The organism is Methylobacterium sp. EM32 (genome assembly GCF_040593685.1).
Taxonomy (GTDB): domain Bacteria; phylum Pseudomonadota; class Alphaproteobacteria; order Rhizobiales; family Beijerinckiaceae; genus Methylobacterium.
Genome location: NZ_JBEXZS010000085.1, coordinates 1 through 23599 on the forward strand (window position 1 = coordinate 1; position 23599 = coordinate 23599).

Annotated in this window: 21 protein-coding genes; 3 read left to right on the forward strand and 18 right to left on the reverse strand. The window is 72.1% G+C overall.

The annotated features are described in order from the left end of the window. The 5 genes from ABZT49_RS12415 to ABZT49_RS12435 form a co-directional block, all read right to left on the reverse strand. On the reverse strand, window positions 1-1359 hold a 1359-nt coding region (locus ABZT49_RS12415; protein ID WP_355286371.1), incomplete at its 3' end, for a PAS domain-containing protein. Between the two features lie 135 nt (window positions 1360-1494). Next, window positions 1495-2289 carry an IclR family transcriptional regulator gene (locus tag ABZT49_RS12420; protein WP_355286372.1) on the reverse strand — a complete coding sequence of 265 codons (795 nt, stop codon included), beginning with the start codon at window positions 2287-2289 and terminating at the stop codon, window positions 1495-1497. Window positions 2290-2549: 260 nt separating this feature from the next. After that, window positions 2550-3275, reverse strand: coding sequence for an SDR family oxidoreductase (locus tag ABZT49_RS12425; RefSeq protein WP_355286373.1), 726 nt, complete (start codon window positions 3273-3275; stop codon window positions 2550-2552). Then, a complete protein-coding gene (locus tag ABZT49_RS12430; protein WP_355286374.1) occupies window positions 3272-4603 on the reverse strand; it encodes an MFS transporter in 1332 nt (443 codons plus the stop codon). Before ABZT49_RS12430 ends, ABZT49_RS12425 begins: the two co-directional genes overlap by 4 nt. Before the next feature lie 164 nt (window positions 4604-4767). After that, window positions 4768-5325 carry a 2,4'-dihydroxyacetophenone dioxygenase family protein gene (locus ABZT49_RS12435; RefSeq protein ID WP_355286375.1) on the reverse strand — a complete coding sequence of 186 codons (558 nt, stop codon included), beginning with the start codon at window positions 5323-5325 and terminating at the stop codon, window positions 4768-4770. 238 nt (window positions 5326-5563) lie between these two features. Between ABZT49_RS12435 and sugE the strand changes: the two genes are divergently transcribed. Continuing rightward, window positions 5564-5878 carry a quaternary ammonium compound efflux SMR transporter SugE gene (gene sugE, locus ABZT49_RS12440; RefSeq protein ID WP_355286376.1) on the forward strand — a complete coding sequence of 105 codons (315 nt, stop codon included), beginning with the start codon at window positions 5564-5566 and terminating at the stop codon, window positions 5876-5878. Between the two features lie 33 nt (window positions 5879-5911). On the opposite strand, the gene ABZT49_RS12445 is transcribed toward sugE, so the two are convergent. From ABZT49_RS12445 to ABZT49_RS12460, 4 genes are all read right to left on the reverse strand, one after another. Next, a complete protein-coding gene (locus ABZT49_RS12445; protein ID WP_355286377.1) occupies window positions 5912-6700 on the reverse strand; it encodes a Crp/Fnr family transcriptional regulator in 789 nt (262 codons plus the stop codon). Between the two features lie 973 nt (window positions 6701-7673). Further along, entirely contained in the window at window positions 7674-8411 is a 738-nt protein-coding gene (locus ABZT49_RS12450) for a NepR family anti-sigma factor (RefSeq protein ID WP_355286378.1), read from the reverse strand. Between the two features lie 171 nt (window positions 8412-8582). Next, window positions 8583-8954 carry a CsbD family protein gene (locus tag ABZT49_RS12455; protein ID WP_355286379.1) on the reverse strand — a complete coding sequence of 124 codons (372 nt, stop codon included), beginning with the start codon at window positions 8952-8954 and terminating at the stop codon, window positions 8583-8585. A gap of 130 nt (window positions 8955-9084) precedes the next feature. Next, window positions 9085-9288, reverse strand: a complete 204-nt coding sequence (locus ABZT49_RS12460) for a CsbD family protein (protein WP_355286380.1) — start codon at window positions 9286-9288, stop codon at window positions 9085-9087. Between the two features lie 183 nt (window positions 9289-9471). Here ABZT49_RS12460 and ABZT49_RS12465 point away from each other — a divergent pair, with 183 nt between their 5' ends. Further along, the gene (locus ABZT49_RS12465; RefSeq protein WP_355286381.1) at window positions 9472-10719 is read left to right on the forward strand and encodes an Hsp70 family protein; all 1248 of its coding nucleotides are present in this window, start codon (window positions 9472-9474) and stop codon (window positions 10717-10719) included. 18 nt (window positions 10720-10737) lie between these two features. Here the strand turns inward: ABZT49_RS12465 and ABZT49_RS12470 are convergent, their stop codons facing one another. The 4 genes from ABZT49_RS12470 to ABZT49_RS12485 form a co-directional block, all read right to left on the reverse strand. After that, window positions 10738-11685: an ABC transporter substrate-binding protein gene (locus ABZT49_RS12470; RefSeq protein WP_355286382.1), complete on the reverse strand. Its 948-nt coding sequence runs from the start codon at window positions 11683-11685 to the stop codon at window positions 10738-10740. An 8-nt stretch (window positions 11686-11693) separates the two neighbouring features. Beyond that, window positions 11694-12788, reverse strand: a complete 1095-nt coding sequence (locus tag ABZT49_RS12475; RefSeq protein WP_355286383.1) for an LLM class flavin-dependent oxidoreductase — start codon at window positions 12786-12788, stop codon at window positions 11694-11696. 15 nt (window positions 12789-12803) lie between these two features. After that, window positions 12804-13967: an acyl-CoA dehydrogenase family protein gene (locus ABZT49_RS12480; RefSeq protein WP_355286384.1), complete on the reverse strand. Its 1164-nt coding sequence runs from the start codon at window positions 13965-13967 to the stop codon at window positions 12804-12806. A 393-nt stretch (window positions 13968-14360) separates the two neighbouring features. After that, a complete protein-coding gene (locus ABZT49_RS12485; RefSeq protein ID WP_355286385.1) occupies window positions 14361-14726 on the reverse strand; it encodes a helix-turn-helix domain-containing protein in 366 nt (121 codons plus the stop codon). A gap of 106 nt (window positions 14727-14832) precedes the next feature. Between ABZT49_RS12485 and ABZT49_RS12490 the strand changes: the two genes are divergently transcribed. Next, window positions 14833-15579, forward strand: a complete 747-nt coding sequence (locus ABZT49_RS12490) for a glucose 1-dehydrogenase (RefSeq protein WP_355286386.1) — start codon at window positions 14833-14835, stop codon at window positions 15577-15579. Window positions 15580-15644: 65 nt separating this feature from the next. Here ABZT49_RS12490 and ABZT49_RS12495 read toward each other — a convergent pair whose 3' ends face one another. From ABZT49_RS12495 to ABZT49_RS12515, 5 genes are all read right to left on the reverse strand, one after another. After that, complete coding sequence (locus ABZT49_RS12495) at window positions 15645-16811, reverse strand: VWA domain-containing protein (RefSeq protein ID WP_355286387.1); 1167 nt, start codon at window positions 16809-16811, stop codon at window positions 15645-15647. Beyond that, window positions 16808-19123: a DUF5682 family protein gene (locus ABZT49_RS12500; RefSeq protein ID WP_355286388.1), complete on the reverse strand. Its 2316-nt coding sequence runs from the start codon at window positions 19121-19123 to the stop codon at window positions 16808-16810. The genes ABZT49_RS12495 and ABZT49_RS12500 overlap by 4 nt, the downstream gene beginning before the upstream one ends. 223 nt (window positions 19124-19346) lie before the next feature. Further along, a complete protein-coding gene (locus ABZT49_RS12505; protein ID WP_355286389.1) occupies window positions 19347-20438 on the reverse strand; it encodes an AAA family ATPase in 1092 nt (363 codons plus the stop codon). Next, window positions 20435-22021, reverse strand: coding sequence for a DUF5691 domain-containing protein (locus ABZT49_RS12510; protein ID WP_355286390.1), 1587 nt, complete (start codon window positions 22019-22021; stop codon window positions 20435-20437). Before ABZT49_RS12510 ends, ABZT49_RS12505 begins: the two co-directional genes overlap by 4 nt. A gap of 17 nt (window positions 22022-22038) precedes the next feature. Further along, entirely contained in the window at window positions 22039-23409 is a 1371-nt protein-coding gene (locus ABZT49_RS12515) for an SWIM zinc finger family protein (protein WP_355286391.1), read from the reverse strand. Window positions 23410-23599 lie beyond the last annotated feature (190 nt).

Consider the following 23599-nt stretch of genomic DNA (forward strand, 5'->3'; position numbering starts at 1 on the left):
CAGCGAGCCCGAGATGCCGGCGAGCAGGTTGTTGAAGTCGTGGGCGAGGCCGCCGGTGAGCTGGCCCACCGCCTCCATCTTCTGCGACTGGCGCAGGGCTTCCTGCGTCGCGGCGAGTTCGGCCTCGGCCCGCAGCCGGTCGGAGATGTCCTTGGCGAAGTGGAAGGCGCCGATCACCCGGCCGTCGCCGTCGCGCAGGGGCGAGTAGGAGACCTCCCAGGCGGGCTTGGCGAGGTCCGGATCGCCGAATTCCTCGGTCACCGTGTAGCACTCGCCCGCGAGCGCCCGTTCCATGAACCCGCGCATCACCGCGCCCTGGTCCGGCGGGAAGAGGTCGGGAAACACCTCGCCGACCTGCACCCGGCGTCCGAAGATCCGGAAGAACTCGTCGCTATGGGCCTGGTTGAAGGCGATCAGCCGGTACCCGGTGTCGAAGGCGCAGATCGGGGCGGCGCTCGACTGGACGATGTCGCCGTAGAGGCGCATCTCCGCCGTGCGGTCGGCCACCTGCCGGCCGAGCGACTGGGTGAGGTCGCGCGAGGCGGCCTCGGCTTCCTTGCGCTCGCTGATGTCGGTGGCGGCGCCGTACCACTCGGTGATCCGGCCCTCTTCGTCGAGCACCGGCACCGCCCGCGATGAGGCCCAGCCGACCGAGCCGTCGGCGAGGTAGACCCGGTGCTCCAGGCTGTAGGAGGTCTTGGTATCGATGGCGCGCGCGATCTCGGCCCGCAAGGCGCCGCGGTCCTCCGGCGGGATGTAGCTCTCGATCCAGTCGGAACTGGCCGAGGTCGTGTCGGCCAGGAAATTGCCGCCGGACAATTGGTACAGCCGGCTCCAGTCGGCGCTGATCCGGTAGCGCACCTCGGAGGAGGAGCGCACCAGGGCGTCGAGCATCTGCTCGCGCCGGCGCAGGGCCTCGCCGAGGTCGCGCAGCCGCTCGCGCTCCAGCGTGACGTCGAATTGCGAGGCGAAGAAGTAGGTGAGACGGCCGTCCTCGTCGAAGACCGGCGAGATCAGCAGCCGGTTCCAGAACCGCTCGCCGTTCTTCTTGTGGTTGAGGAGGTCGATCTCGATCGCGACGCGGCGCTCGACCGCGTCGCGGATCTTGGCGACGTCGGCGCGGTCGGTGTCCGGCCCTTGCAGGAAGCGGCAGTTCTGCCCCAGGATCTCGTCGCGGGTGTAGCCCGTGAGCTTGGTGAAGGCGGCGTTGGCGAAGATGATCGGGTTGTCGGGCCCGTGGGGATCGGTGATCAGCATCGGCATCCGCGTCGCGCGCACGGCGGCGGCGAACGGATCGTGGCTCGGGGCGGAGCGGCCGATCTCAGCGTCGATGCGGTCGGTTTCGCGGCGGTCAGTCACTGTGCGTCCGTCGCCCTCTCGTCCCGCGACTCCCGGCGGTCTCGCGACCGTCCGGGCGTGGCTGTAGCACAGCGCGACAGGCTCGTGCACAACCCTTGCCGCGCGGCCGAACCGCGCGATCCGCGGAAGATCACATCAGCGCGCCCCCGCGACCCGCGCCACGCCGTCGGCGCAGGCGTGCATCGCCGCGAGCACCGTCCCGGCCGCCACCTCCTCGAAGCGGTAGCGCGGCAGGCTGACGCTGATGCAGCCCAGCACCCGGCCACGAGCGCCGCGCAACGCCATGCCGTAGCAGCAGATGTCGAGCTCGTTCTCCTGCAGGTCGAGGGAATGGCCGCGCACGCGCGTCTCGGTGATGGCGCGGTGCAGGGCGTCGCGGTTGGTGAGGCTGTGGGGCGTGCGCGCCGGCAGCGGGAGCCGGGCGAGGAGGGCGGTCAGCTCGGGCTCGGGCAGGGTCGCGAGCCAGGCCTTGCCGACGGCGCTGGTGTGCAGCGCCACCCGCGTGCCGATGCGCGAGGCCATGCGCACGGTGCGGTGGCTCTCGAGCTTGTCGATGTAGACCATCTCGCCGTGATCCGGCACCGCGAGGTGCACGGTCTCGTCGAGGTCGTCGCGCAGGCGCCGCAGGGGCTCCCGGGCCGCCTGGCGCAGGAGCGAGCCGTCGAAGGAGCGGAAGGCCAGGCTGACGAGGCGCGGGCCGAGATGCAGGACCCCGTCCTCATCGGTCACGAGGCCCTCCGCCACCAGGGCGGCGACGATCCGGTGCACCGTCGGCCGCGGCAGCCGCAGGCCCTCCGCGAGCCGGGCGACCGTGGCGTCGCCGGGCGCGTCCGCCACCGCCTGCAGCACCCGCATGAACTTGCCGAAGGCGGCGGTGCCCGGGACGTCGGGGCGCAACGAAGCCCTCGTCTCGGCGTCGTCCTGGCTCATGCGGAGCGGATCCTCACGGGTCTCGGGGGTTGCTTCGAGTTGGCCGACCGACATGCAACCCTCGATGTCATCCCGGGGCCGCGACAGCGGAACCCGGGATCCATAACCGCCGACGATTCAGGACGAGGCGGAACGCTGGTCGCCCTGCCTTTCACTGTCAGCGGTTATGGATCCCGGGTTCTCGACTTCGTCGAGCCCCGGGATGACGTCGAGACATGCCGATCATTGTGCTGGATCGATCGACGCGAACGATCCAGCTCTCACGTAATGAGGTAGCCGCCATCGACCGGCAGCACCACCCCAGTCATGAAGGCGGCGGCGGGGCTCACCAGGAAGGTCACCGCGTCGGCAACGTCCGATGGCGTGCCCCAGCGGCCGAGCGGCGTGCGCGCCAGGATCGGTCCCGCCCGGGCGGGATCGTCCTGGAGCGCACGCGTCAGCGGCGTGGCGATCCAGCCCGGTGCCACCGCGTTCACCCGGATGCCGTCCGGCGCGTAGGCGATGGCCAGCGACTTCGTCAGCTGCGCGACGCCGCCCTTGCTGGCGCTGTAGGCCGGCACCAGGCCGCCGCCGAAGAACGACAGCATCGAGGCGGTGTTGACGATGCTGCCGCCGGTCTCCGCCAGCTTGCCGCGCGCGGCGGCACAGACCCGCATCGTGCCGGTGAGGTTCACCGCCAGCACCTCCTCGAACACCTCCGGCCGGTGCTCGTCGCCGCGCCGGATGATGCCGGCGCAATTGACCACGATGTCGAGCCGGTCGCACGACCCGACGAGGGCGGCGACGGCCGCCCCGTCGGTGACGTCCAACTCGTGGGCGGTGAGCGCGAGGCAGTCGGGGACCGCGCCGGCGGCGGCACCGATCCCGGCCGCGTGCACCCGGGCGCCGAGCCGGGCCAGAGCCTCGGCGATGCCGGCGCCGATGCCGGAGGTGGCCCCGGTGACGAGGGCGGTGCGGCCCGCGAGGAGATCGGGGGTAAAGGTCATGCCGTGCGCTCCGTCGGGATCAGGGTCTCGCTGCCTTCCAGCGGCTTGCGCACCAGGACGATGTAGGCCACCGCCGCCAGCACCGCGACCGCGGCGGCGGCGAGCAGCGCGTTGACGTAGGAGCCGGTGCTCTGGACGATGTAGCCGGTGATCACCGGCGCGAACGATCCGGCGAAGTAGCCGCCGAAATTCTGGATGCTGCCGAGCGAGGCGACCTGGCGCTTCGGTACCGCGACGCTCACCATCATCCAGGCGGCCCCGCTCGCCATGTTGATGAAGAACATCGCCAGGCAGATATAGACCACCGCCAGCGTCACGCTCGGGGTATAGGCCGCCGGCACCGTGAAGGCGCCGCCGCCCAGCAGCCCGACGCAGACCGGCCACTTGCGGCTGGCGACGATGCCGGCGCCCCGGGCGAGCAGCCGGTCGGCGGCCTGGCCGGCACAGAGCATGCCGAGCGTGCCGAACACGTAGGGAATCGCCACCACCCAGCCGGTGCGCGCAACGCTCAGGCCCCGCTCGTGCTCCAGGTAGGAGGGCAGCCAGGTCAGGTAGAGCCAGACCATGTAGATGACGCCCATGAAGCCGAGGATCATGCCCCAGGTGGTGGCGTGGGCGAACAGCCCGCGCCATTCCGCGAAGGTCATGCGCCGGGCCGCCGGCTCGGGGGCCGCGCCCTCGTCGAGATGGGCGACCTCGTCACCCGTCAGCGCCACCTCGGCGCGGTTGCGGTAGATGAGGTACCACCCGACCGCGACCACGATGCCGACGAGGCCGGTGACGACGAACATCCAGCGCCAGCCGAGCCCCAGCATCATCGCGGTGAGGAGCGGCGGGGCGATGCAGGGCCCGATGCAGGACGAGGCGACGAAGATGCCGGTCGGCGTGCCGCGCTCACGCACCGAGAACCACTCGCTCACCGTCTTGGCGCCGGCGGGAAATTGCGGTGCCTCGCCGAGACCCAGCACCGCGCGGGCGATCACGAATTGCTGGAAATTGGCGACGAAGCCCGAAACGAGCTGCGCCAGCGACCAGAAGAACATGCCGGCGCCCAGCATGATCCGCGAGCCGATCCGGTCGAGCAGCGCGCCGACCGGCAATTGCGAGAACGCGTAGGCCAGTGAGAAGGCCGAGAGCAGCCAGCCCATCTGGGCGGGGGAGAGGGCCATCTCGTCGCGGATCGCCGTGTTGGCGATGGAGAGCGCCGAGCGGTCGACGTAGTTGATGATCCCCGCCGCGGTCAGGAAGGCGACGGCGATCCACTGGATGCGGCGCAGGCGCGGAGATTTAGCTAGAGACCTGGCTGTTGTTGCTGTGCCGGACGACATCGCGTGCCGGTCCTCCCGGTTGTTGGGCATAAAAGTTTGTTGGATCTAAAGGGTGTAACTGACACCAGCCCCGTCATTCCGGGCTCCGCTGCGCGGCCCCGGAATGACCAGGAGGGTATCGCTTCTGTTGAGCGGATATGTCTCCGACGAGAAGGCGAGACGCTTCAGCGGATGAACTGGTCCACGTACTCCGCTCCCAGCCCGACCGCCTCGTAATGCGCCCGGCACATGTCGATCTTGGTGAACACGTCCTCGTAGCCGGTGTGTCGGCCCCAGGGATCGACGTAGTACATGCAGCCGTTGACCTGGAAATAGGTGATCATCTCCTCGACGCCCTCGTCGACCACGAGGGTGTGGGTCTCGCCCGGCGGCTCGAAGGCGTAGGCGCCCTCGCTCGCAACCCAGTCGTGCTCGAGGTAGCGCCAGCTGCCCTTGAGCACGAAGGCGTGGACCGGGCCGGGATGGCGGTGGCGGCTGAGGATGCCGGCCTTGCGCACCTTGAGCAGGTTCATCCAGTAGCCGGCTGAGGCGTTCAGGCAGAGCGGCCGGAACCACACGCTGTCGGCCTGCGGCACCCAGATCCGGTCGTCCTCGGGGATCGCCGGCGCCACCACGAGGTCGGACCGGATCTCGGCCGGCTGCGGCTTCTGGTAAGGCATGCGCCGCAAGGTGGCGGCGTCGAGCCCGGCGGCGGGGTCCTGCGCCGAGGGGTCAGCACTCATGGCATCCTCCCGATGTCCATATGGTGGACGTTATGTCCGTGATATGGATGGTCGCGGAGGTGCGGCGCCCTGTCAAACCTCGAGCGCCGCATGGCAGCGTTGCAGTTCGTCGTTCCCGGCCGGTTGCCGCGGGCCGCACGCGGCCCATCTCTCGTGGGGCCGGGACGACCCGGTCGCCCCTCTCCGCGGGAGGCCATCATCCGCAGGGACGGCCCTGCCCGTGAACGGGGGGCTCTCCTTGGCCTGGATTCTTCTGCTCGTCGCCGGCCTGTTCGAGATCGGCTGGGCAGTCGGGCTCAAATACACCGATGGCTTCACCCGCCCGCTGCCCTCGCTCCTCACGGGACTGAGCATGGTGGCGAGCGTCGTCCTGCTCGGGATGGCGCTGCGCACGCTGCCGGTCGGCACCGCCTACGCGGTCTGGACCGGCATCGGCACCGTCGGCACGGCGCTCCTCGGCATCGCGCTGTTCGGCGAGCCCGCCACGGCGGCGCGGCTCGCCTGCATCGGTCTGATCGTGGCCGGAATCGTGGGACTCAAGCTCTTGGCCTGAACTCCTGGCCTGAGCCCGGTCACCGGAACCCGCTCACTCGTGCCGCTGCGTCGGATCGACCGCCACGATGCCGCCGCTCTCGGCATAGACCGCCCCGAGCACGGAGCGGTAGTGGCTCCGGACCTTGCCGTAGCACTCGCAGGAGGCGTGCTCGGCCTGGGCCCGGTCCAGGATGGTGATCTGGCCGCGGCGCACCGAGATCAGGCCGCGGCGCTGCAGCGCCCCGAGCACGCCGGTGAGGTAGGTGCGGCGCACGCCGAGCATCTCGGCGAGCATCTCCTGGGTCACCGGCAGGACCGGGGTGCCGAGCCGGTCCTGGAAGGTCAGGAGCCAGCGCAGGCAGCGCTCCTCGATCGGGTGGACGGCGTTGCAGGCCACCGATTGCAGCACCTGGGCGAGCAGGCAGTCGGCGTAGCGCACGAACAGGTCGCGCAGGGTCGGGGAGGCCGCCCGCGCCCGCGTCAGCCGCTCGGCGTCTAGGCGCAGCACCTCGCCCGTGACCTGCACCACCGCCTCGCTGAAGGCCGGCAGGTAGCCGTGGCTGACCACGCCGCCGACCGCGCCCTCGTGCCCCACCGTCGCGGTCTCGACCATCCGCCCGTCGCGCATCCGCGAGACCAGGGTCACGGTGGTCTGGTTCAGCGGAAAGGTGACGTGCGACACGTCCTCGCCGGCGCGGAACAGCACCGTGCCGCGGGTCCGCTGACCGCGTTCGAGATACGGCGCCAGCAGGGTGCGGTCGCCCGTATCGAGGGCTTCGAGCAGGAGGTTGCCTTCGAAAAGACCGGTCTCGGGGGACCGCGACTCGTCCGGCGCATTCAACGTCTTCGTCTCCGGAAAATCGGGGGGCCCGCCGTGAAACCCGGACGGAGGGCGTTGGTGCCCGGAAGTGGCGAGAAATCCGCGCTGGTGGTGCAGCGCGCATCCTCGCACCCGGAGCGAGGCCACGCTTGGTCTAACGGTGCGTCAGGGCCGTGTCTGTCCTGTTTCTGACATTATGAGAACGAATCCGACCTATCCCTATCAGCCGAATTCATGATTTCGCACCGGCCCAGATACTCTACCGCACTATATTCGCCGCGCAGGCGGCGAAGCTCGACCGGGTCTCTGCACAATTGAATTCAAATTTCTTAGCAATATATTGCGCTATTTTCTTCCGTCAAGCAAATTTCATTGGTCCACAGACCTAGGGTTATACCAAAATTCCGCCAAGACAACCTGCAGTCGATCAGATCTCGGTGGCTTGAGAAAAAGAGATCAAACAAGCCAAAATGGTTCTTGCAGTGAGAGAATATTGATCATTCAGAGTTCATTGGGCACAAGTTGATAGGCCACAATCATTCAGGGCGTGCGGCCGGTCGCCGCAGCGGCGTAGTGCTGTGCCACAGCGGAATGTCTCTTCGCCTTACCCAAAGTGATTAAGGGCGACATGCTCGGGCCCGTGAGAGCCGGATATGCTCTCCATTGGATCCGAGGGCCAGGACGGGTGTTGCGCCCCGATCGTCCGGCCTCGCCGGGGTGCCGCGGACTTTTCCCCGATCTCCGCCCGTCGCGGGACAGCCCGGTCCGCGGCTGCGGCCGGCGATCATCCGAGACCGTCGCGTAGCAGGACCGCTCGCCGCGCCGAAGGTCCGGTCCGCAGGATGCAAAGCCGAGGATGCCGAGGTGAGCCCGGCTCGTCAGCCGGCCTCCGGCCGGTCGCTCCAGACGGGGCCGCACGGAATCCGCGTCGCTCGACCCTGCGATGACGGCGTGCGGGGAGGACGTGACGGTCGGTGCGGACCGCGCGGACGAATCAGCTGTCGAGCGCCACCGCGCCGGCATGCTCCATCACCGAGCGGGTGAGCCGGTCGGCCCCGAGCTCGCCGCCGGAATAGCCCAGGAGTTCCGCCAGCTTGTCGCGGGCGCGGCAGACCCGGCTCTTCACCGTGCCGACCTTGCACTGCATCAGCACCGCGGCATCCTCGTAGGACAGGTCGCCGACCGCGACCAGCATCAGGGCCTCGCGCTGCTCGGCCACCAGCTTGTTGAGCGCCGCCTGGAGATCCTGCACGTCGAGGCGGTCGCCCTGGTTGGGGGCGGAGGTCAGGCGGGCCGAGTAGAGGCCCTCGCCATCCTCGACCTCGCGCGAGCGCTTGCGGTGCTCCGAGTAGAAGGCGTTGCGCATGATCGTGAACAGCCAGGCGCTGAGATTGGTGCCGGCCTCGAACCGGTCGCGGTTCTGCCAGGCCTTCAGCATCGTGTCCTGCACGAGGTCGTCGGCCCGGGCCGGGTTGGCGGTGAGCGTCAGGGCGAAGCGGCGCAGGGCGGGCGCCGCCGCGAGCAGGTCCTCGCGAAAGCGGTCCTGCTTCGGCGCGCCGAGGGCGGCCAGCGCCAGATCCAGCCGGGACAGCAGGTCCGCGAAGGCGGCGGGCGCCGCCTCCACCTCGACCGCGGCGTAATGCGCGCGCAGCCGCTCGCCCAGATGCTCCTGCACCGATGGGGGCAGGGCCGGGGCGGACTTCGGAAGGCCGGGGGGCTGGCTCTGGGTCATCGGGTCGTTCGGCTGGCGCGGGGTTGAGACCAAGCTAGACCATAAGCGACCCGGAGGCGAGACCGAAGCCTGCCTCCCTTCGATGCAGTGCAGCAACCCGGCCGCCGCGTGACCGCGGCGGCACGCCGGCAACAACCCGGTCGCCGCGCGACCGCGACGGCACGCCCCGCCTCAGCGGCGGCCCTTCAGCAGCCAGCCGGCTGCGAAGGCGAGGCCGGCGACGGCCAGCAACGACTCTGTCGGGTGCGATTCGGCGCGGCGCAGGGCTTTGCCGCCGCGGTGGCGCGCCTCGCCGTAGACCTCGCGGCCGCGCGCATAGGCGTGGCGGCCGCGCTTCTCGATCTCGCCGGCGAGCGCCCGGCCGTCATGCGACAGGTCCTCGGCGACCTCGCGGCCGCGGCCATAGGCGTACTGGGCGCCGCCGACGACCTGGTTGAGTGCGCCCTCCGCCTGCGGCCGGACGCGGCCGGTGACGGCGCCGAAAGCGGTCTGGCCGCGGCCCTTGAGGTGGCGTACCCCGCCCTCGAACTGGTCCCTGTTCATCGTGGCCTCCTTTTCCGGGTGATCGAAACACGCATCGCTCAAACGAAAGGCCGGCCTCCCGCGTGCCTCGCGGAAAACCGGCCCGATCGTCCAAGGGGTCGGGCCGGCGCGAGGCCGGCCCGCGCCGCGATCAGAGCTTGTGCTTCACCGTGTCGGCGGCATTCTTGATGCCGTCCTTGACGTCGCCGGTGGTCTTCTGGGCCTCGCCCTTCAGTTCCTGGGCCTTGCCCTCGGCCTGCAGCTTGTCGTTGCCGGTGGCGCTGCCGATGCCCTGCTTGATGTTGCCGACCGCCTCGTTGGCGAGGCCCTTGATCTTGTCGGTGGTGCTGCTCATGGGAAGCTCCTCGTCTCTTGCAGTTCAACGACTGCTCAGGTCTGACGAACCGCCGAAACGGCGCATTGTTCCGTAGCGACAGACGCGGAAATCCGCGTCCGGGCCGGCCCGGGCGGGCTGGACCGCGGCGGCGGAACCCGCTAGGTCGCGCGCCCTCCCTCTCGGCACCGGCAGAGATTCGGCATGGCGGCCTGCGGCCTCGATTTCGGCACCTCGAACACCACCCTCGGCCTGATCGGGGCCGGCGGGCTCGCGCTCGCGCGGCTTGAGGGCGAGGCGGTCACGATTCCGAGCGCGATCTTCTTCCCGCCGGTCGGCGACGAGGCGGTCGGCCGGGCCGCCATGAACGCTTATGTCGAGGGCCAGCCCGGACGGCTGATGCGCAGCCTGAAGTCGGTGCTCGGCTCGTCCCTCCTCGACGAGACCACCCCGGTCGGGCGCCGACGGCTGTCGTTCCGGGCGGTGATCGCCCGCTATCTGAGCGCCGTGAAGGCGCGGGCGGAGAGCCAAGCCGGCGAGGCCCTGACCCAGGTGGTCCACGGCCGCCCGGTCCACTTCGTCGACGGCGATCCGGAAGGCGACCGCCGGGCCGAGGACGCGCTCGCCGGCATCGCCCGCGAGGTCGGCTTCACCGAGGTGTCGTTCCAGTACGAGCCGATCGCCGCGGCGCTCGACTACGAGCGCGGGCTCGCCCGCGAGGAGGTGGCGCTGATCGCCGATATCGGCGGCGGCACCTCGGACTTCTCGGTGGTGCGCCTGAGCCCGGAGCGCCACCGGGCGGTGGAGCGCGCCGGCGACATCCTGTCCAACGACGGCGTGCGGATCGGCGGCACCGATTTCGACCGCACGCTCAGCGTCGGCGAGGTGATGCCGCTCCTCGGCCTCGGCAGCCCGATGCGCCGCCCCGGCCTCGACGTGCCCTCGGCCTATTTCCACGATCTCGCCACCTGGTCGCAGATCAACCGGCTCTACGACGGCAAGACCCTGCGCGAGCTGCGCTCCTTGCGTCGCGACGTGGCCCGCCCCGAGCTGATCGACCGCCTCGCAGCGGTGATCGAGGCCGAGCGCGGCCACACCCTGGCGATGGAGGTCGAGGACGCCAAGATCGCCCTGTCGGAGGTCGAGCGGGTCGGCCTTCCCCTCGGCTGGGTCGAGCCGGGCCTCACCGCCGAGATCGACCGTCCGGACCTCGCCCGGCACTCGGCCGACCTCGCCCGACGCATCGGCGCCTGCATCGGCCGCTGCCTGCGCGACGCCGCGGTGGCGCCGTCCGCCATCGACGCCCTGTTCCTCACCGGCGGCTCGACCCGCCTCGCACCGGTGCGCGCCGCCATCCTGGCGGCGGCGCCGGAGGCCCGGGTGGTCGAGGGCGACACCTTCGGCTCGGTCGGCCTCGGGCTGACGGTGGAGGCGGCACGGCGCTACGGCTGACGGCCTACGCCGCCTGGCCTATTGCGTCGCCGCCGCGGCCCCGGCCCGGGCGGCGTCGTTGAACGAGGCGTCGAACACGCTCCCCGCCGCGAGCCGCCGGGGGATCAGCCCGGCCCGGTGATAGAGATCGGCGACGCGCTGCTCGTCGGCGATCACCGCGTCGTCGATCGGAGCCGGGCGGATGTCGGCCCGGCGGAACCACGCCAGCGGCACCGCTTCCGGCAGGCCGATCAGGGCCGACCATCTTTTGGCAAAGGCCTTGGGCTTCGCCGTGCCCCAGACCCGCGCCTGGGCGAGCCGCCGCACGAAATCCTCCAGGGCCGCGCGCTTCTCCGCAATGGCGTCGTCGCGGGCGACCTGGAAGCTCAGGCCCGGGGTCAGCCCGCGCCCGTCGGCGACGATGCGGGCTCGTCCGGAGATCTCGAGCTGCGAGGTGTAGGGCTCCCAGGTCGACCAGGCGTCGACGGAGCCGGAGGTCAGCGCCATCTGGGCGTCGGCGGGCAGCAGGAAGGTCGGCGCGACGTCGTTCGCTGCCCAGCCGGCGGCCTCTCCTTGCGCCAGGACGAGCTGGTGGCCGATCGAGCCGCGCCCGGTGGCGATCCGCTTGCCCTTGAGGTCGGCAAACGTCTTCACCGGCGAATCCGGCGGCACCAGCACGGCGAGGCCGGCCTGGTTCTGGCGGATGGCGAAGATCGCCTTGATCGGCGCGCCGGCCGCGGCCGCGAAGGTGAACGGCGCGTCGCCGGCAATGCCGGTATCGATCGCCCCGGCATTGAGCGCTTCGAGCAGGGGCGCGGCAGCCGGGAACTCACGCCATTCGAGCCGGTAGGGCAGGCCGTCGAGGACGCCCGCCGCCTCCATCAGGGCGCGCGAGCCGCCCTTCTGGTCGCCGACGCGCAGGATGGTCTCGGCCCGGGCGGGGAGGGCGGCGAGGAGAAGGGCGAGGAGAGCGAATATCGGGCGCATGGCGAGCCTCACGCGGCGGCCGAGCGCCGGGCCGGCTGGCCGGCGAGGCGCCGGAAGGCCGGAATCAGCTCGCGGCCGTACTGCACCGCGTCCTCCAGCGGATCGAAGCCGCGGATCAGGAAGGTCGTCACCCCGAGCGCGTGGTACTCGTGCAGCGCCTCCGCGACCTGCTCGGGCGTGCCGACGAGGGCCGTGGAATTGCCCTGCGCCCCGGTCTCGGCGGCGATCGCCGTGTAGAGCCGGCCGTCGAGCCGGTCGCCCTTCGCGGCCGCTGCGAGCAGGCGGCGCGAGCCCTCGTTCTGCGGCGCGGCCGCGGGGCCGAGGCCGCGTGCCGCGCGCAGGGCCTTGGTGCGCTGGAGGATGTCCTCCGCCCGGGCCCAGGCGGCTTCCTCGGTCGCGGCCAGGATCGGCCGGAACGACAGGCTGAAGCGGATCTTGTCGTCGCGCCCGTGGGCCCGGGCCGCGGCGCGCACCCGGGCGATCGTCTCGCGCACCTGCGCCTGGGTCTCGCCCCAGAGCGCGTAGACGTCGGCGTGCTTGCCCGCCACCGCGATCGCGGCCTCCGACGAGCCGCCGAAATAGACCGGCAGGTGCGGCTGCTGCACCGGCTTGACCGCAGAAAAGCCCTTGGCGACGCGGTAGTGGCGCCCCTCGTAATCGAACGGGCCCGCGCTGGTCCAGGACGCCTTGACGATGTCGAGATACTCGCTCGTGCGGGCGTAGCGCTCGTCCTTGGTCAGGGCGTCGCCGTCCTGCGCCAGCTCGGCGTCGTTGCCGCCGGTGATGATGTGGACGCCCGCGCGCCCGTCGGTGAGCTGGTCGAGGGTGGCGAGCTGGCGCGCCGCCACGGTCGGGGCCTGGAACCCCGGCCGGTGCGCGATCATCAGGCCGATCCGCTCGGTGACCGAGGCGACGTACTGCGCGAGCGCGAAGCTGTCGGGTGCGGTCGAGTGGAAGGCGATCAGCACCCGGTCGAAGCCGCCAAGCTCGTGCGCCTGCGCCGAGGCCCGCAGATAGGCGCGGTCGACGACCGGGCCCGTCGGCGCGTGGATCTCCGACCCGTACTGGGCCGCGACGAAGCCGATGAAGTGCACGTCCTGCATCACGAAGTCTCCTGGTCAGGCGCCGAGCGCCGCGCGCCCGGCCGCCAGCCGGACCGCGTCGCCTTGCGGCGTGTGGATGCGCGCGCAGAGCACGTCGCGCAGGTGGCGTTCGAGCGGGTTGTTTCGCGAAAGGCCGGGATTGCCCACGAGGGCGACCGCGCCCTGCACCACCTGGATCGCGTTCTCGGTGACGGTGAGCTTGACGAGCCCGCTCTCGGTGGCCGAGGGCGGCGACCCCGCATCGGTCTCCGCGGCGGCGCTGCGCAGAAGTCTGCGGTTGACGGCGAGCAGGCGCTCGCCCTCGCCGACGGCGTCCTGAAACCGCGGCAGGCTCGCCAGCGGCGCCCCGAGATTGGCCGGCGTCCGCTCATTGAGGTGGGCGCGGAGCCAGGCTTGCGCCGCCCGCGCCACGCCGTCGTAGAGGCTGGCGAGCAACGTGGTGTTCCAGGCGAGCGTCGTCGCGTCGGGCGCGGCCCAGGCGGCGGGCGGACGCCAGTCGACGGCATGGTCCTCCGGCACCAGGACCCCCTCGAGGACGACGTCGTGGCTGCCGCTCGCCCGCAGGCCGAGATGATCCCAGGTCTCCTCGATCCGCACGCCCGGCGCCGCCATCGGCACGACCACGAACCCGGTGCGCGGCTCGGCCTCGTCGGTGCGGGCCCAGACCAGCCCGAAGGCGAGGATTGGCGCGCCCGTCGAATAGATCTTGCGGCCGGTGACCCGCCAGCCCTCCGGCACCCGCCGCGCCACCGTCTCCGGCAGGCCGCCGCGGGCGGGAGAGCCGAGGGCGGGCTCGACCCGCAGCGCGTTGACGAAGGCGCCCTCGCGGATCGCCGCCTGCTGCAGCCGCGCCGCGACTTTGTCGGGCCACCCGGCGCGGGCGAGGCTCGTGTGATGAACGTATTGCATCGCCAGGACGAGGCTCGCCGCCGGATCGGCCTCGGCCAGCGCCCCGATGACGGCGCTGGCGACCGCGAGCCCGGCACCGAGGCCGCCCTGGCTCTGCGGCACCGTCAGAGCGGCAAGGCCGGTCTCGCGGATGGCCGCGAGGCTCGCATGGGCGAAGCGTCCCTCGCGATCGTCCGCGGCGGCGAGGGAGGCGAGAGTGGGGACGAGGGCCCTTGCGAGTGCGACCGGATCCCGGTCCGCGAGCCCGAGCCGGCGTGGCTGGGCCGTCATGCCCGGGCGGCGCCGGTGCGGGTCCGCCGGAGGGGGTGGCACGGGATCATGGTCGTCGGCCTTCCTCTCGCGAATAGCGCCTGTCGCTCCGAGCTATCGTCTCGAAGAGGCGGTCATATCTTTGGATGCCGAAATCTGATCTTGTCGCCGTCCGGCGTCAACTGAAATGATGTTCTGGATGAATGGCGAGATTTGGGAGTATTTTTTCTGAAATCGGCGAAGGGTGCGATACGATTCTTATCCGGCACTCTCACACGGCGTGTCCGTTCTCGACGGAGGGCCGGCAGGAGCGCGAGGCTCATCGGCCAGCCCGAAGGTGGAAGCGTCCCCTGGCCTTGCCCGGCCGTTGCCGCAGATCGGTGCGTCTCTGAAGGCGGATGCCGATGGCAGCCCCTATCGCGGACCGGCCGCCGCCGCTTCGCGCGAATCCGGGCCGGCCTGCGACGCGTAGGCGTTGATGATCCCGACGAGCAGGCCGGGAAAGCGGGCTTCCACCTCGGCCCAGCGGGAGTGGTTGCGCACCTCGACGCCGTGGCGCTCGCTGCGGATCAGCCCGGCTTCGCGCAGCACCTTGAAGTGGTTGGACAACGAGGATTTCGGGATCACCCGGTCCCCGACGGCCGACAGGGCCGAGCAGGCCTCGACGCAGCCCGCCCGCATGATGCTGGCGAAGATGGCGGCGCGGTTCGGGTCGGCGAGGGCGTGCAGGATCGCCTCCGGCCGCACGTCCTCGATGGCGGGATGGAACAGGGGTCTCATGATCCGTCCATATGGGGTCTTGAACTCCGGTCCCATAGTTCCGAAGTTCCGAACTATGGGACCAGCCCTCCATCCCGGAGCCGGCCCATCACCGAGAGTAGCACACATGCCGAAGCTTGAGGGTAAGGTCGCCGTTGTCACCGGCGCGTCGAAGGGCATCGGTGCCGGCATCGCCAAGGCCCTGGCGCGGGAGGGCGCCGCCGTGGTGGTGAACTACGCGTCGAGTCGGGCGGGCGCCGACGCCGTCGTCGCGGCCATCACGTCGGCCGGCGGCCGGGCCGTCGCCGTCCAGGGCGACGTGACCAAGGCGTCCGGGGCTCAGGGCCTGATCGAGGCGGCCGTGGCGCAGTTCGGCCGGCTCGACGTGCTGGTCAACAATTCCGGAATCTACGAATTCGCCGCGATCGAGGAGGTGACTGAGGAGCATTACCGCCGCCAGTTCGACACCAACGTGCTCGGCGTCCTCCTGACGACGCAGGCGGCCGTCAAGCACCTCGGCGAGGGCGGCAGCATCGTGAACATCTCCTCGGCGATCACGCACGTGCATACGCCGGCGGCCGCGGTCTATGCGGGCACCAAGGGGGCGGTGAACGCCGTCTCGGGCGTGCTCGCCAACGAGCTGGCGCCCCGCAAGATCCGCGTGAACGTGGTCAGCCCGGGCTTCGTGGTGACCGAGGGCACGCATACGGCCGGGGTCGTCGGGTCCGACATGGAAGCCGGCCTCGTCGCGCAGACGCCGCTCGGCCGCGCCGGCCAGCCCGACGACATCGCCGGCGTGGTCGCGTTCCTCGCCTCCGACGAAGCCCGCTGGCTGACCGGCGAGGTGATCACGGCGAGCGGCGGCATCCGTTAAGACGCGGCGATCGTACCTGCGTGCTGCCGGGACGGGACGCGCAGGCACGATGCCCGAGACGGGGGCTACGCCACCCCGTCACCCCCGACCGCCGGCACCGCCGCGATTCCCGCCCCCGCCGCCCACACCCCAAGGTCCTGCTTGCGGATTGCCGCCGCCATCAGGTCGGGGAAGAGGTCGGGCGTGCAGGCGAAGGCGGGGACGCCGAGGCCGGCGAGGCGGGCGGCGAGCGCCCGGTCGTAGGAGGGCGCGCCCTCGTCGGAGAGCGCGAGCAGGGCCACCACCTGCACCCCGGCCGCGACGAGGCGTTGGGCCTGCGCCAGCAATCCGGCCTCGACCCCGCCCTCGTAGAGGTCGGAGATCAGGACCAGCACCGTGTCCTCGGGCCGGGTGATGCGGGAGGCGCAGTAGCCGATCGCCCGGTTGATGTCGGTGCCGCCGCCGAGCTGGACCGAGAACAGCACCTCGACCGGATCGTCCATCGCGTCGGTGAGGTCGACGACCTGGGTGTCGAACACCACGAGCCGGGTCGAGACCGCGGGCAGGGAGGCCATCACTGCCCCGAAGATGCTGGAATAGACCACGGAATTCGCCATCGAGCCGGACTGGTCGATGCACAGGATCACGTCCTTGAGCGAGCCGCGGCTCTTGCGGCCGTGGCCCAGCCGCGTCTCCGGGATGATGGTGCGGTACTCGGCCTGGTAGTGGCGCAGGTTCGCCCGGATGGTGCGGTGCCAGTCGATCTCGGCGTGGCGCGGGCGGCGGTTGAGGCTGGCGCGGTCGATCGCGCCGGCGACCGCCTGGCGCAAGGGCTCCTCCAGCCGCTTCATGAGTTCGTCCACTACCTTGCGCACCACGAGGCGCGCGGTCTCCTTGGTGCGCCCGCCGAGCAGGCCGCGCATCGAGATCAGGGTCGAGACGAGGTTCACGTCGGGCTGGAGCGCCTCCAGCATCTCCGGCTCGGTCAACATCCGCTTGAGGTCGAGGCGCTCGAAGGCGTCGCGCTGCATCACCTGCACGACCGAGGCCGGAAAGTAGTCGCGGATGTCGCCGAGCCAGCGCGGCACGGAGGGGGCGGAGGCGCCGAGGCCCCCCTTGCGGTCGGAATCGTAGAGGGCGCCGAGCGCCCGGTCGAGGCGCTGGTCGCGCTCGCCCAGGGCGCAGCCGGTGCCCTCCGCCGCGCCCCCGCCGAGGACGAGGCGCCAGCGGCGCAGGCGGTCGGTCTCGCTCATGCGGCGTCTCCCGTCTCGGCGGAGGTCTCGGCGGGTTCGGGGCCGAGCAGCAGGCGCAGGATCGGCAGCACGCTCGCCGCGCGGCGGGCATCGAAGCCCTCCGGTCCCCCCGCCCCGGGTGCCGTGCCGCCCGGACGGGCCAGGGCCTCGCCGACCGCCCGGCGCTCGGCCGGGGCGAGGGTCGCGAAGGTGCGGCGTACCAGCGGCAGCAACTCGGTAAACAGGGCCTCGTCGAGGCTCGAGAGCCAGTCGTCGACGATGCCGAGCAGGCCCTGGCCGTGGATCAGGACGGTGCCGCTCTCCTCCAGAAAACCCTCGATCCAGGCGGCGGCCGGCACCGCGCCCGTGGCCCGCGACAGGGCGAGGCGCAGGCGCGTACCGGCCTCCTCCGCGGCGATGGCACGCTCGTCGAACAGCAGGCGCACCGCCCGGCCGACGACGCGGCCGTGGACGTGGTCCTGGCCGGCCAGCGCCCGCAAGGCCTCCTGCCAGGTCTCCTTCAGCGCCGGATCCTCGAGCAGCGCGACCGCCCCCGAGACGGCGACGATCCGCTGCTTGGCGGCCTTCGCCGCGTCATCGTCGAGGCTCTGGCAGGCGGCGACGAGGCCGGCGGCGGCGCGCGGCACCAGGCCGCGCACGAGAGCCAGCACCGGCGCGGTGTCGGAGGAGCGCACCGAGCCGTAGCGGGCGAGATCGGCGAGCGCCGGCAGGGCGTCCATGAGGTCGAACACGTCGGCCGAGACCGCAGCGCGGTCGTCGAGGGCGCGGACCACCCGGGCGGTCGCCTCGGGCAGGTCGGCGTCGAGGAGCGTGCCGATCAGGCCCGACAGCTCGGCGACGCGCTGCGCGCCCCGGGCCCGGGTCCTCACCCGGGAGGCGGCGGCCTCCGCGACGGTGCCGCCCTCGGCTGAGGCCGCCACCAGCTCCACCACCCAGTCCGGCTGCCAGGCGAGGAACCACGCCTCCTTGAAGGTGCCGCGCCCGCGCGCCTCGCGCCGGGTGCCCCAGGGCACGCCGATCAGCGCCAGCCGGTTGAGGAAGTGGCTGCGGGCGAGGTCGGTCTCCTTGCGCAGGTCGAGGACGAGGTCGCCGGCGGCCGCCCCGGGCTTCAGGCGCAGGCGCTTGCATTGCACCTCGAAATCCGCCTCCACCGGCGTGCCGGGGCTGTCGGGCGGGGTGGCGCCAAGGCGCTCGCCGATGACGAGCTTGGCGCGAATCAGCCCCATCGGCGCCGGATCGGCGAAGCAGAGCGTCGCCTGCACCGCCTCGTCGAGATCGTCGAGGGAAGGGCGCGAGCGGCCGCGGAACGCCGCCAGCGCCTCGGCGAGGCGCGCCGCCTCGATCACCGAAGCGGGAGAGGCGTCGAGGTCTTCCTCGCGCAGCAGCGCGGCGGCGCGGGCGAGCCAGCGGGCGGCGACGCGCTCCTCGTGGTGCCAGAGCGTGTCGTACCATTCGGGCGAGAGCACCCCGGCGCGGTAGCCGGAGGCGGTCGCCAGCCGCTCGTAGGACCACGGCGCCCAGGCGGCCGCGACCTTGGTCTTCGGCAGCCCCTTGAGCGTCGCGGTGTCGGCAGAGGCCTGGCCCTTGGCATCGTGGCGCGCCAGCGCCGGCACGTGCCAGGCGCCGCAGATCACGGCGATCCGCGAAAACTCCTCCTTGGCGGCCTTGCGGATCGCCGCCCGCATATGGGCCTCGCGGGCCTCCTCGCGGAATGCGTCCTCCGGGTTGGGGTCGGGTCCCTCGCGCAGGGCACCCATCGCCTCGCCGATCGCCGCGAACACGTCGCCGTCGGCGCCGGCCCGGCTCTCCACCAGGGCGTCCCACCAGCGCTCGCCGTCCGGGTAGCCGGCGGCGGCGGCGAGTTCGCCCAACGGGTCGCGGCGGATCGCGGCCGGCGCCGGAGATGGGTCGCCCGGCTCCGCCGCGACCTCGGCGACCGGCTCGCCGTCGATCGATGCGCCCTCCGGCCGCTCAGATCCCGGACCGAAGCCGTCGGCGAGCTGAATCGCGTGCGGCAGGTCGATGAAGCGGATGGTCGCCCCCGCCGACAGGCCGTGGCGCATCGCCACCCATTCGGGCGAGAAGGCCGCGAACGGGAAGAACGCGCAGTCGCGCGGCCGGTCGGGCCGGTAGACGAGGAGCGCCACCGGCGGCGCCATCGCCTCGTGGGCGACGAGGGGGATCAGCGCGTCGGCATCCGGCGGTCCCTCGATCAGGAGGCAGTCGGGCGCGAAATCGGCGAGCGCCGCCCGGAGCGAGCGGGCCGAGCCGGGGCCGTGATGGCGGATGCCGAAGAGGCGGATATCGGGCATCACCGGGAGCCTCGTTGCATGCTTCGGATGATCCCACCCTCGACCTCATCCTGAGGTGTACGCGAAGCGTGCCTCGAAGGAGGCCACCAGAGGTCGCGGAGATCCCTGGAGGCCTCCTTCGAGGCACGCTTCGCGTACACCTCAGGATGAGGTCGAGGGTGGGAGGATGAGGGCGTGGATTGACGGAAAGTGACCAGCGGGCCGCTTCTCGACCGTCCAACCCCTACGCGCTCGCGCGGGCGGCCTTGTAAAAGTCCTTCCAGCCGTCGCGCTCCTTGACCACGGTCTCGAGGTATTCGCGCCAGACGATCGCGTCCTGCACCGGGTCCTTCACCACCGCGCCGGAGATGCCCGAGACGAGGTCGCCCGCCGAGAGGCGGCCGTCGCCGAAATGCGCCGCGAGCGCCAGCCCGCTGCCGACGACGCTGATCGCCTCCGCCGTCGAGAGCGTGCCCGAGGGCTGCTTGACCTTGCTCTTGCCGTCCACTGTCACGCCCTCGCGCAGCTCGCGGAAGATCGTGACGACGCGGCGGATCTGGTCGGCGCCCGGCGGCTCGGCCGGGATCTCGAAGGCGCGGCCGAGGGAGGCGACGCGGGACTCGACGATGGCGATCTCCGCCTCGATCGTCGCGGGCGGGGGCAGCACCACGGTGTTGAAGCGGCGCTTGAGGGCGCTCGACAATTCGTTGACGCCGCGATCCCGGTTGTTCGCCGTCGCGATGAGGTTGAAGCCCTTCTGCGCCGCCACCTCCTCGTTCAGCTCGGGGATCGGCAGGGTTTTCTCCGACAGGACGGTGATGAAGCTGTCCTGCGTCTCCGAGGGGATGCGGGTCAGCTCCTCGACCCGGGCGATGCGGCCCTCGTCCATCGCCCGCATCACTGGCGAGGCCACTACCGCCTCGCGGCTCGGTCCCTTGGCCAGCAGCAGCGCGTAGTTCCAGCCGTAGCGGATCGCCTCCTCGCTGGTGCCGGCGGTGCCCTGGACGATCAGTCGCGAGGTGCCGCAGATCGCCGCCGCGAGGTGCTCGCTGACCCAGCTCTTGGCGGTGCCGGGCACGCCGAGCAGCAGGAGCGCCCGGTCGGTGGCGAGCGTCGCCACCGCGACCTCCATCAGCCGCCGGTCGCCGATGTATTTCGGGGTGATCGTCTGCCCGGAGGCCAGCGTGCCGCCGAGCAGGTAGGTGACGACGGCCTGCGGCGACATCTGCCAGTTCGGCGGGCGCGGCCGGTCGTCGGCCTGGCGCAGGGCGCTGATCTCCTCGGCGAAGGCGTCCTCGGCGGCTTGACGGAGTTGTGCGGCTTTGGTCGACGTCATCCTCGGGCTGTCTCCTCAATGGGTCTTGGATTCGGGGTCTCGAATTCGCGCCGGATCGCCAGACGCAGCTCCAGCGTCTCGGCGAGGCCGGCGACCTGCTGGCGCAGGCGGTCGTTGCCCTCGTCCTCCGGCAGCCGCGCGGCGAGGGCTGCCGCGGTGGCGGCGATGTCCTCGCCCGGCCACAGCCGCTCGCCGAGGCGGGCGATCACCCAGGGCTTCGCCAGGTCGCGCCGCAGGCTCTCGGAGCCGCGGGTGACGAAGGCGAGCCAGTCGACCAGCGCGGCGCTGAGCCGCTCGGAGAAGGCGTCCGGGCCCTTCGCCAGCACCGCCAGCACCACCTCGATCTTGCGGGCGCGGATCAGCTCGGCCACCCGCGCCTCCCATTCGGGCCCGGGCAGGAGGTCGAGGGCCTGGACCCAGCGGCCGAGAAGCTCGTTGCTGCGGCGCAGGCCCGACACCTTGCCCTCGTAGGCCTCGGCCAGGAGATCGGCGATGTCCCTCGCCCAGGCCGTATCGCCCTCGCGCGCGACGGCCGAGAACAGCCCCTGGACGATCGGCTCGGCCCATTCGCTGCGCAGGGCCAGCTCGAACCAGAGCCGCGGCGGATGCGCCGCGAAGGCGTGGAGCGGCGCGCGCGCCAGGATGTCCCGCAACAGCCCGGCCCGGACGCCGCCGCCGCGCCGCTCCCAGGCATGGGGCTCGACCCCGTCGCGGGCGAGCGTCGGGGATTCCTCCGGCAGGGCCACTGCCAGCTCGTGCGTCGCGCTCCGCAGGAGCCGGCTCTTGCTCGTGATGACGAGGGCGGTGGTCGCCCGCACCGCCATGCGCGAGGCGTAGAGCGAGCCGGGGAGACGCGGCAGCAGGCGCTGCGCGGCTTGGCGCACGCCCCCGGCCCGGTCGTCGAGGCAGGCTTCGAGGAAGGGCTCGTCGGCCGGGGACAAGCCGGTCCACAGGGCGCCAACCAGGGCCTCGCGGAAATCGGCCTTCTCCTTGCGGAAGACTGCCTCCAGGGCGACCCGCGCGCCCTCCGGGTCGCGGGCCCGGAACGCCGCGAAGGCGGCGCGGCGCGCGGCGAGAGAGCCCTCGGTCCAATCGTCGGCTTCCGGTTCCGCAGCCTTGGCCTCGCCGCAGGCGCTGGCGAGCCAGTCGAGTTCGGCGCCGGCGACGGCGCGGGCCGTTTCCGGCAGGTGCTCGGCGTGGCGCATCAGGGCCTGGTGCAGCCAGGCGGGCGGACGCATCCCCGCACCGGCCGCGAGGTCGAACCACTCGCGCAGGCGCTCGCGGGCGGGGTAGCCGCCGGTGAGGAGGGCGTAGAGCCGGGTCGCGGCGGCGGGCGGGCATTCGGGGCCGGCCGGCTCCCGCGGCCCGATCGGCTCCATCGCGTCGGGCGCGAGGTCGAGCCCGGCGAGATGGTGGGCGCCGTGCAGGGCGAGGCGCGCCAAAAGAGCGCTGCCGGGATCGGCCTCCGTCACGATGTCCGCGAGGGGGCCGGGCAGGGCGGGCGGGGCGCGCTCGGCGCCGAGGAGCGCGGCGGCGAGGATCGGCTCCCAGCCGTCGGCGGCGAGGTCGGTGGTGTCGGTCATGGTCGGATCGCTCAGCCTCACGCCACCTGCAGGAGGACCGCCTGCGACGCCTCGGCGGGCATCGCGTAGAGGCGCCCTCCGGTCGCGAGGGCCAGGGGCGCGAGGCCGTGGCCGTCATGCAGGCCGAACAGGTCGACCGGGCGCCCGCCCGCGACCGCGAGCAAACTCGGCAGGCGCGGATCGCCGCGCAGCGGCAGGCAGCCGGTCGCGTCGCCGGCCGCGAAGGCGACCGCGCCGCCCACCGCCGGCAGGCGGCCGAGCCGCACGCCGGCGAGGCGCACCGGCCAGCGTTCGGTCCAGGGCGCGCGGGCAAGGACCGCCGCGAAGGCGTCCCGCGCTGCCGCGACGCTGCCGGTTCCGGGCAGGCCGGGCTCCGCTGCCGGGCCGGCGCGGCCGTCGCGGAACACCGCCCGCAGAGGCGGGTCGCCGGGCTGGAAGGCGAGCGCCCCGCAAAAATCCTGGCCGGCGGCGGGGGCCGGCGGCAGGGGCGCGCCGGCGGTGCCGTAATCGATCACCTGCGCCAGGGCGCCGGTGCGGCGGCCGACGAGCCAGACCGAACGGGCGGTGAGCCGGTCCTCCTCCTCGACCGCGTGGGCCAGCACCGCCCAGTCGTCGAGATGGTCCGGCCGCGCCGCCATCTCCTCGGCGGTGACGGGGTAGCCGAGCGCGGCGCGCACGCCCGCCGCAACCTCCGGCGCCAGGGCGTCGAGGCGGCGGGCGGCGCGGGCAAGCAGGGCGATGCGTCCGAGGACGAACCCTAAGGCCGCCTCCGGCCGGGCGCTCCCTGCTTGCGGCGCCGCCGCGACCAGCCCCGGCAGGGCGCGCACCCGGCGGGCGAGGCCGGGGGCCTGGCCGTCGACGAGGCGTCCGGCCATGCGGTCCCAGAAGGCGTAGGGTTCGGCGCGGGCGGCGGCCAGCCCCCGGCGCATCAGGTCGCGCAGCCAGAGATCCAGCTCGTCGAGGGCGGCCGCGACCTTGTCCTCGCGGGCCTGCCGGCGCCTGGCCTGCGCCTTCTCGTCGACGGGCTTGGCCGGTGCGGCGGCCTTGGTCTCGGCCGCGGCGGCGCGGCTCTCGCGCCCCTTGGCCCAGGCCGCGACCCAGTCCGGCGGCTCGGCCTCGGGCAGGGCGGAACTCGCATCGACCAGCATCAGGCCGAGGCCGTGCTTGCACGGGAACTTCCGGCTCGGGCAGGTGCATTTCGAGGCCGGCCCGGCGAGGTCGGCGACGGTGCGGTAGGGCGTGGCGCCGCTGCCCTTGATCTCGCCCCAGATCACGGATCCCGCCCGGCCGAGGCCGCTCCATTTCGGCGGCTTGGCCTGGTCCTGCCCGGCCTTGCGGCTCGCGGCATCGGGGGCGAGGTCGAGGATCTGTGCAGTCGTCAGGCTCATGCGGCAGGTCGGCGTCCGTCCATGCATCGTGTCTGGCGTGCGGCGTACTCTGCACGAAACGATCTCGGGGGCAAGCTTGGCCTTGGACGCAAGATCAGGCGGCGTTACACTTTACATCAGTTCCAGATATGATCTTGGTGGTGCGAGAGTCTATCGTTTGCCGGCTCAGGCGAGCAAATCCGGTGCCGGC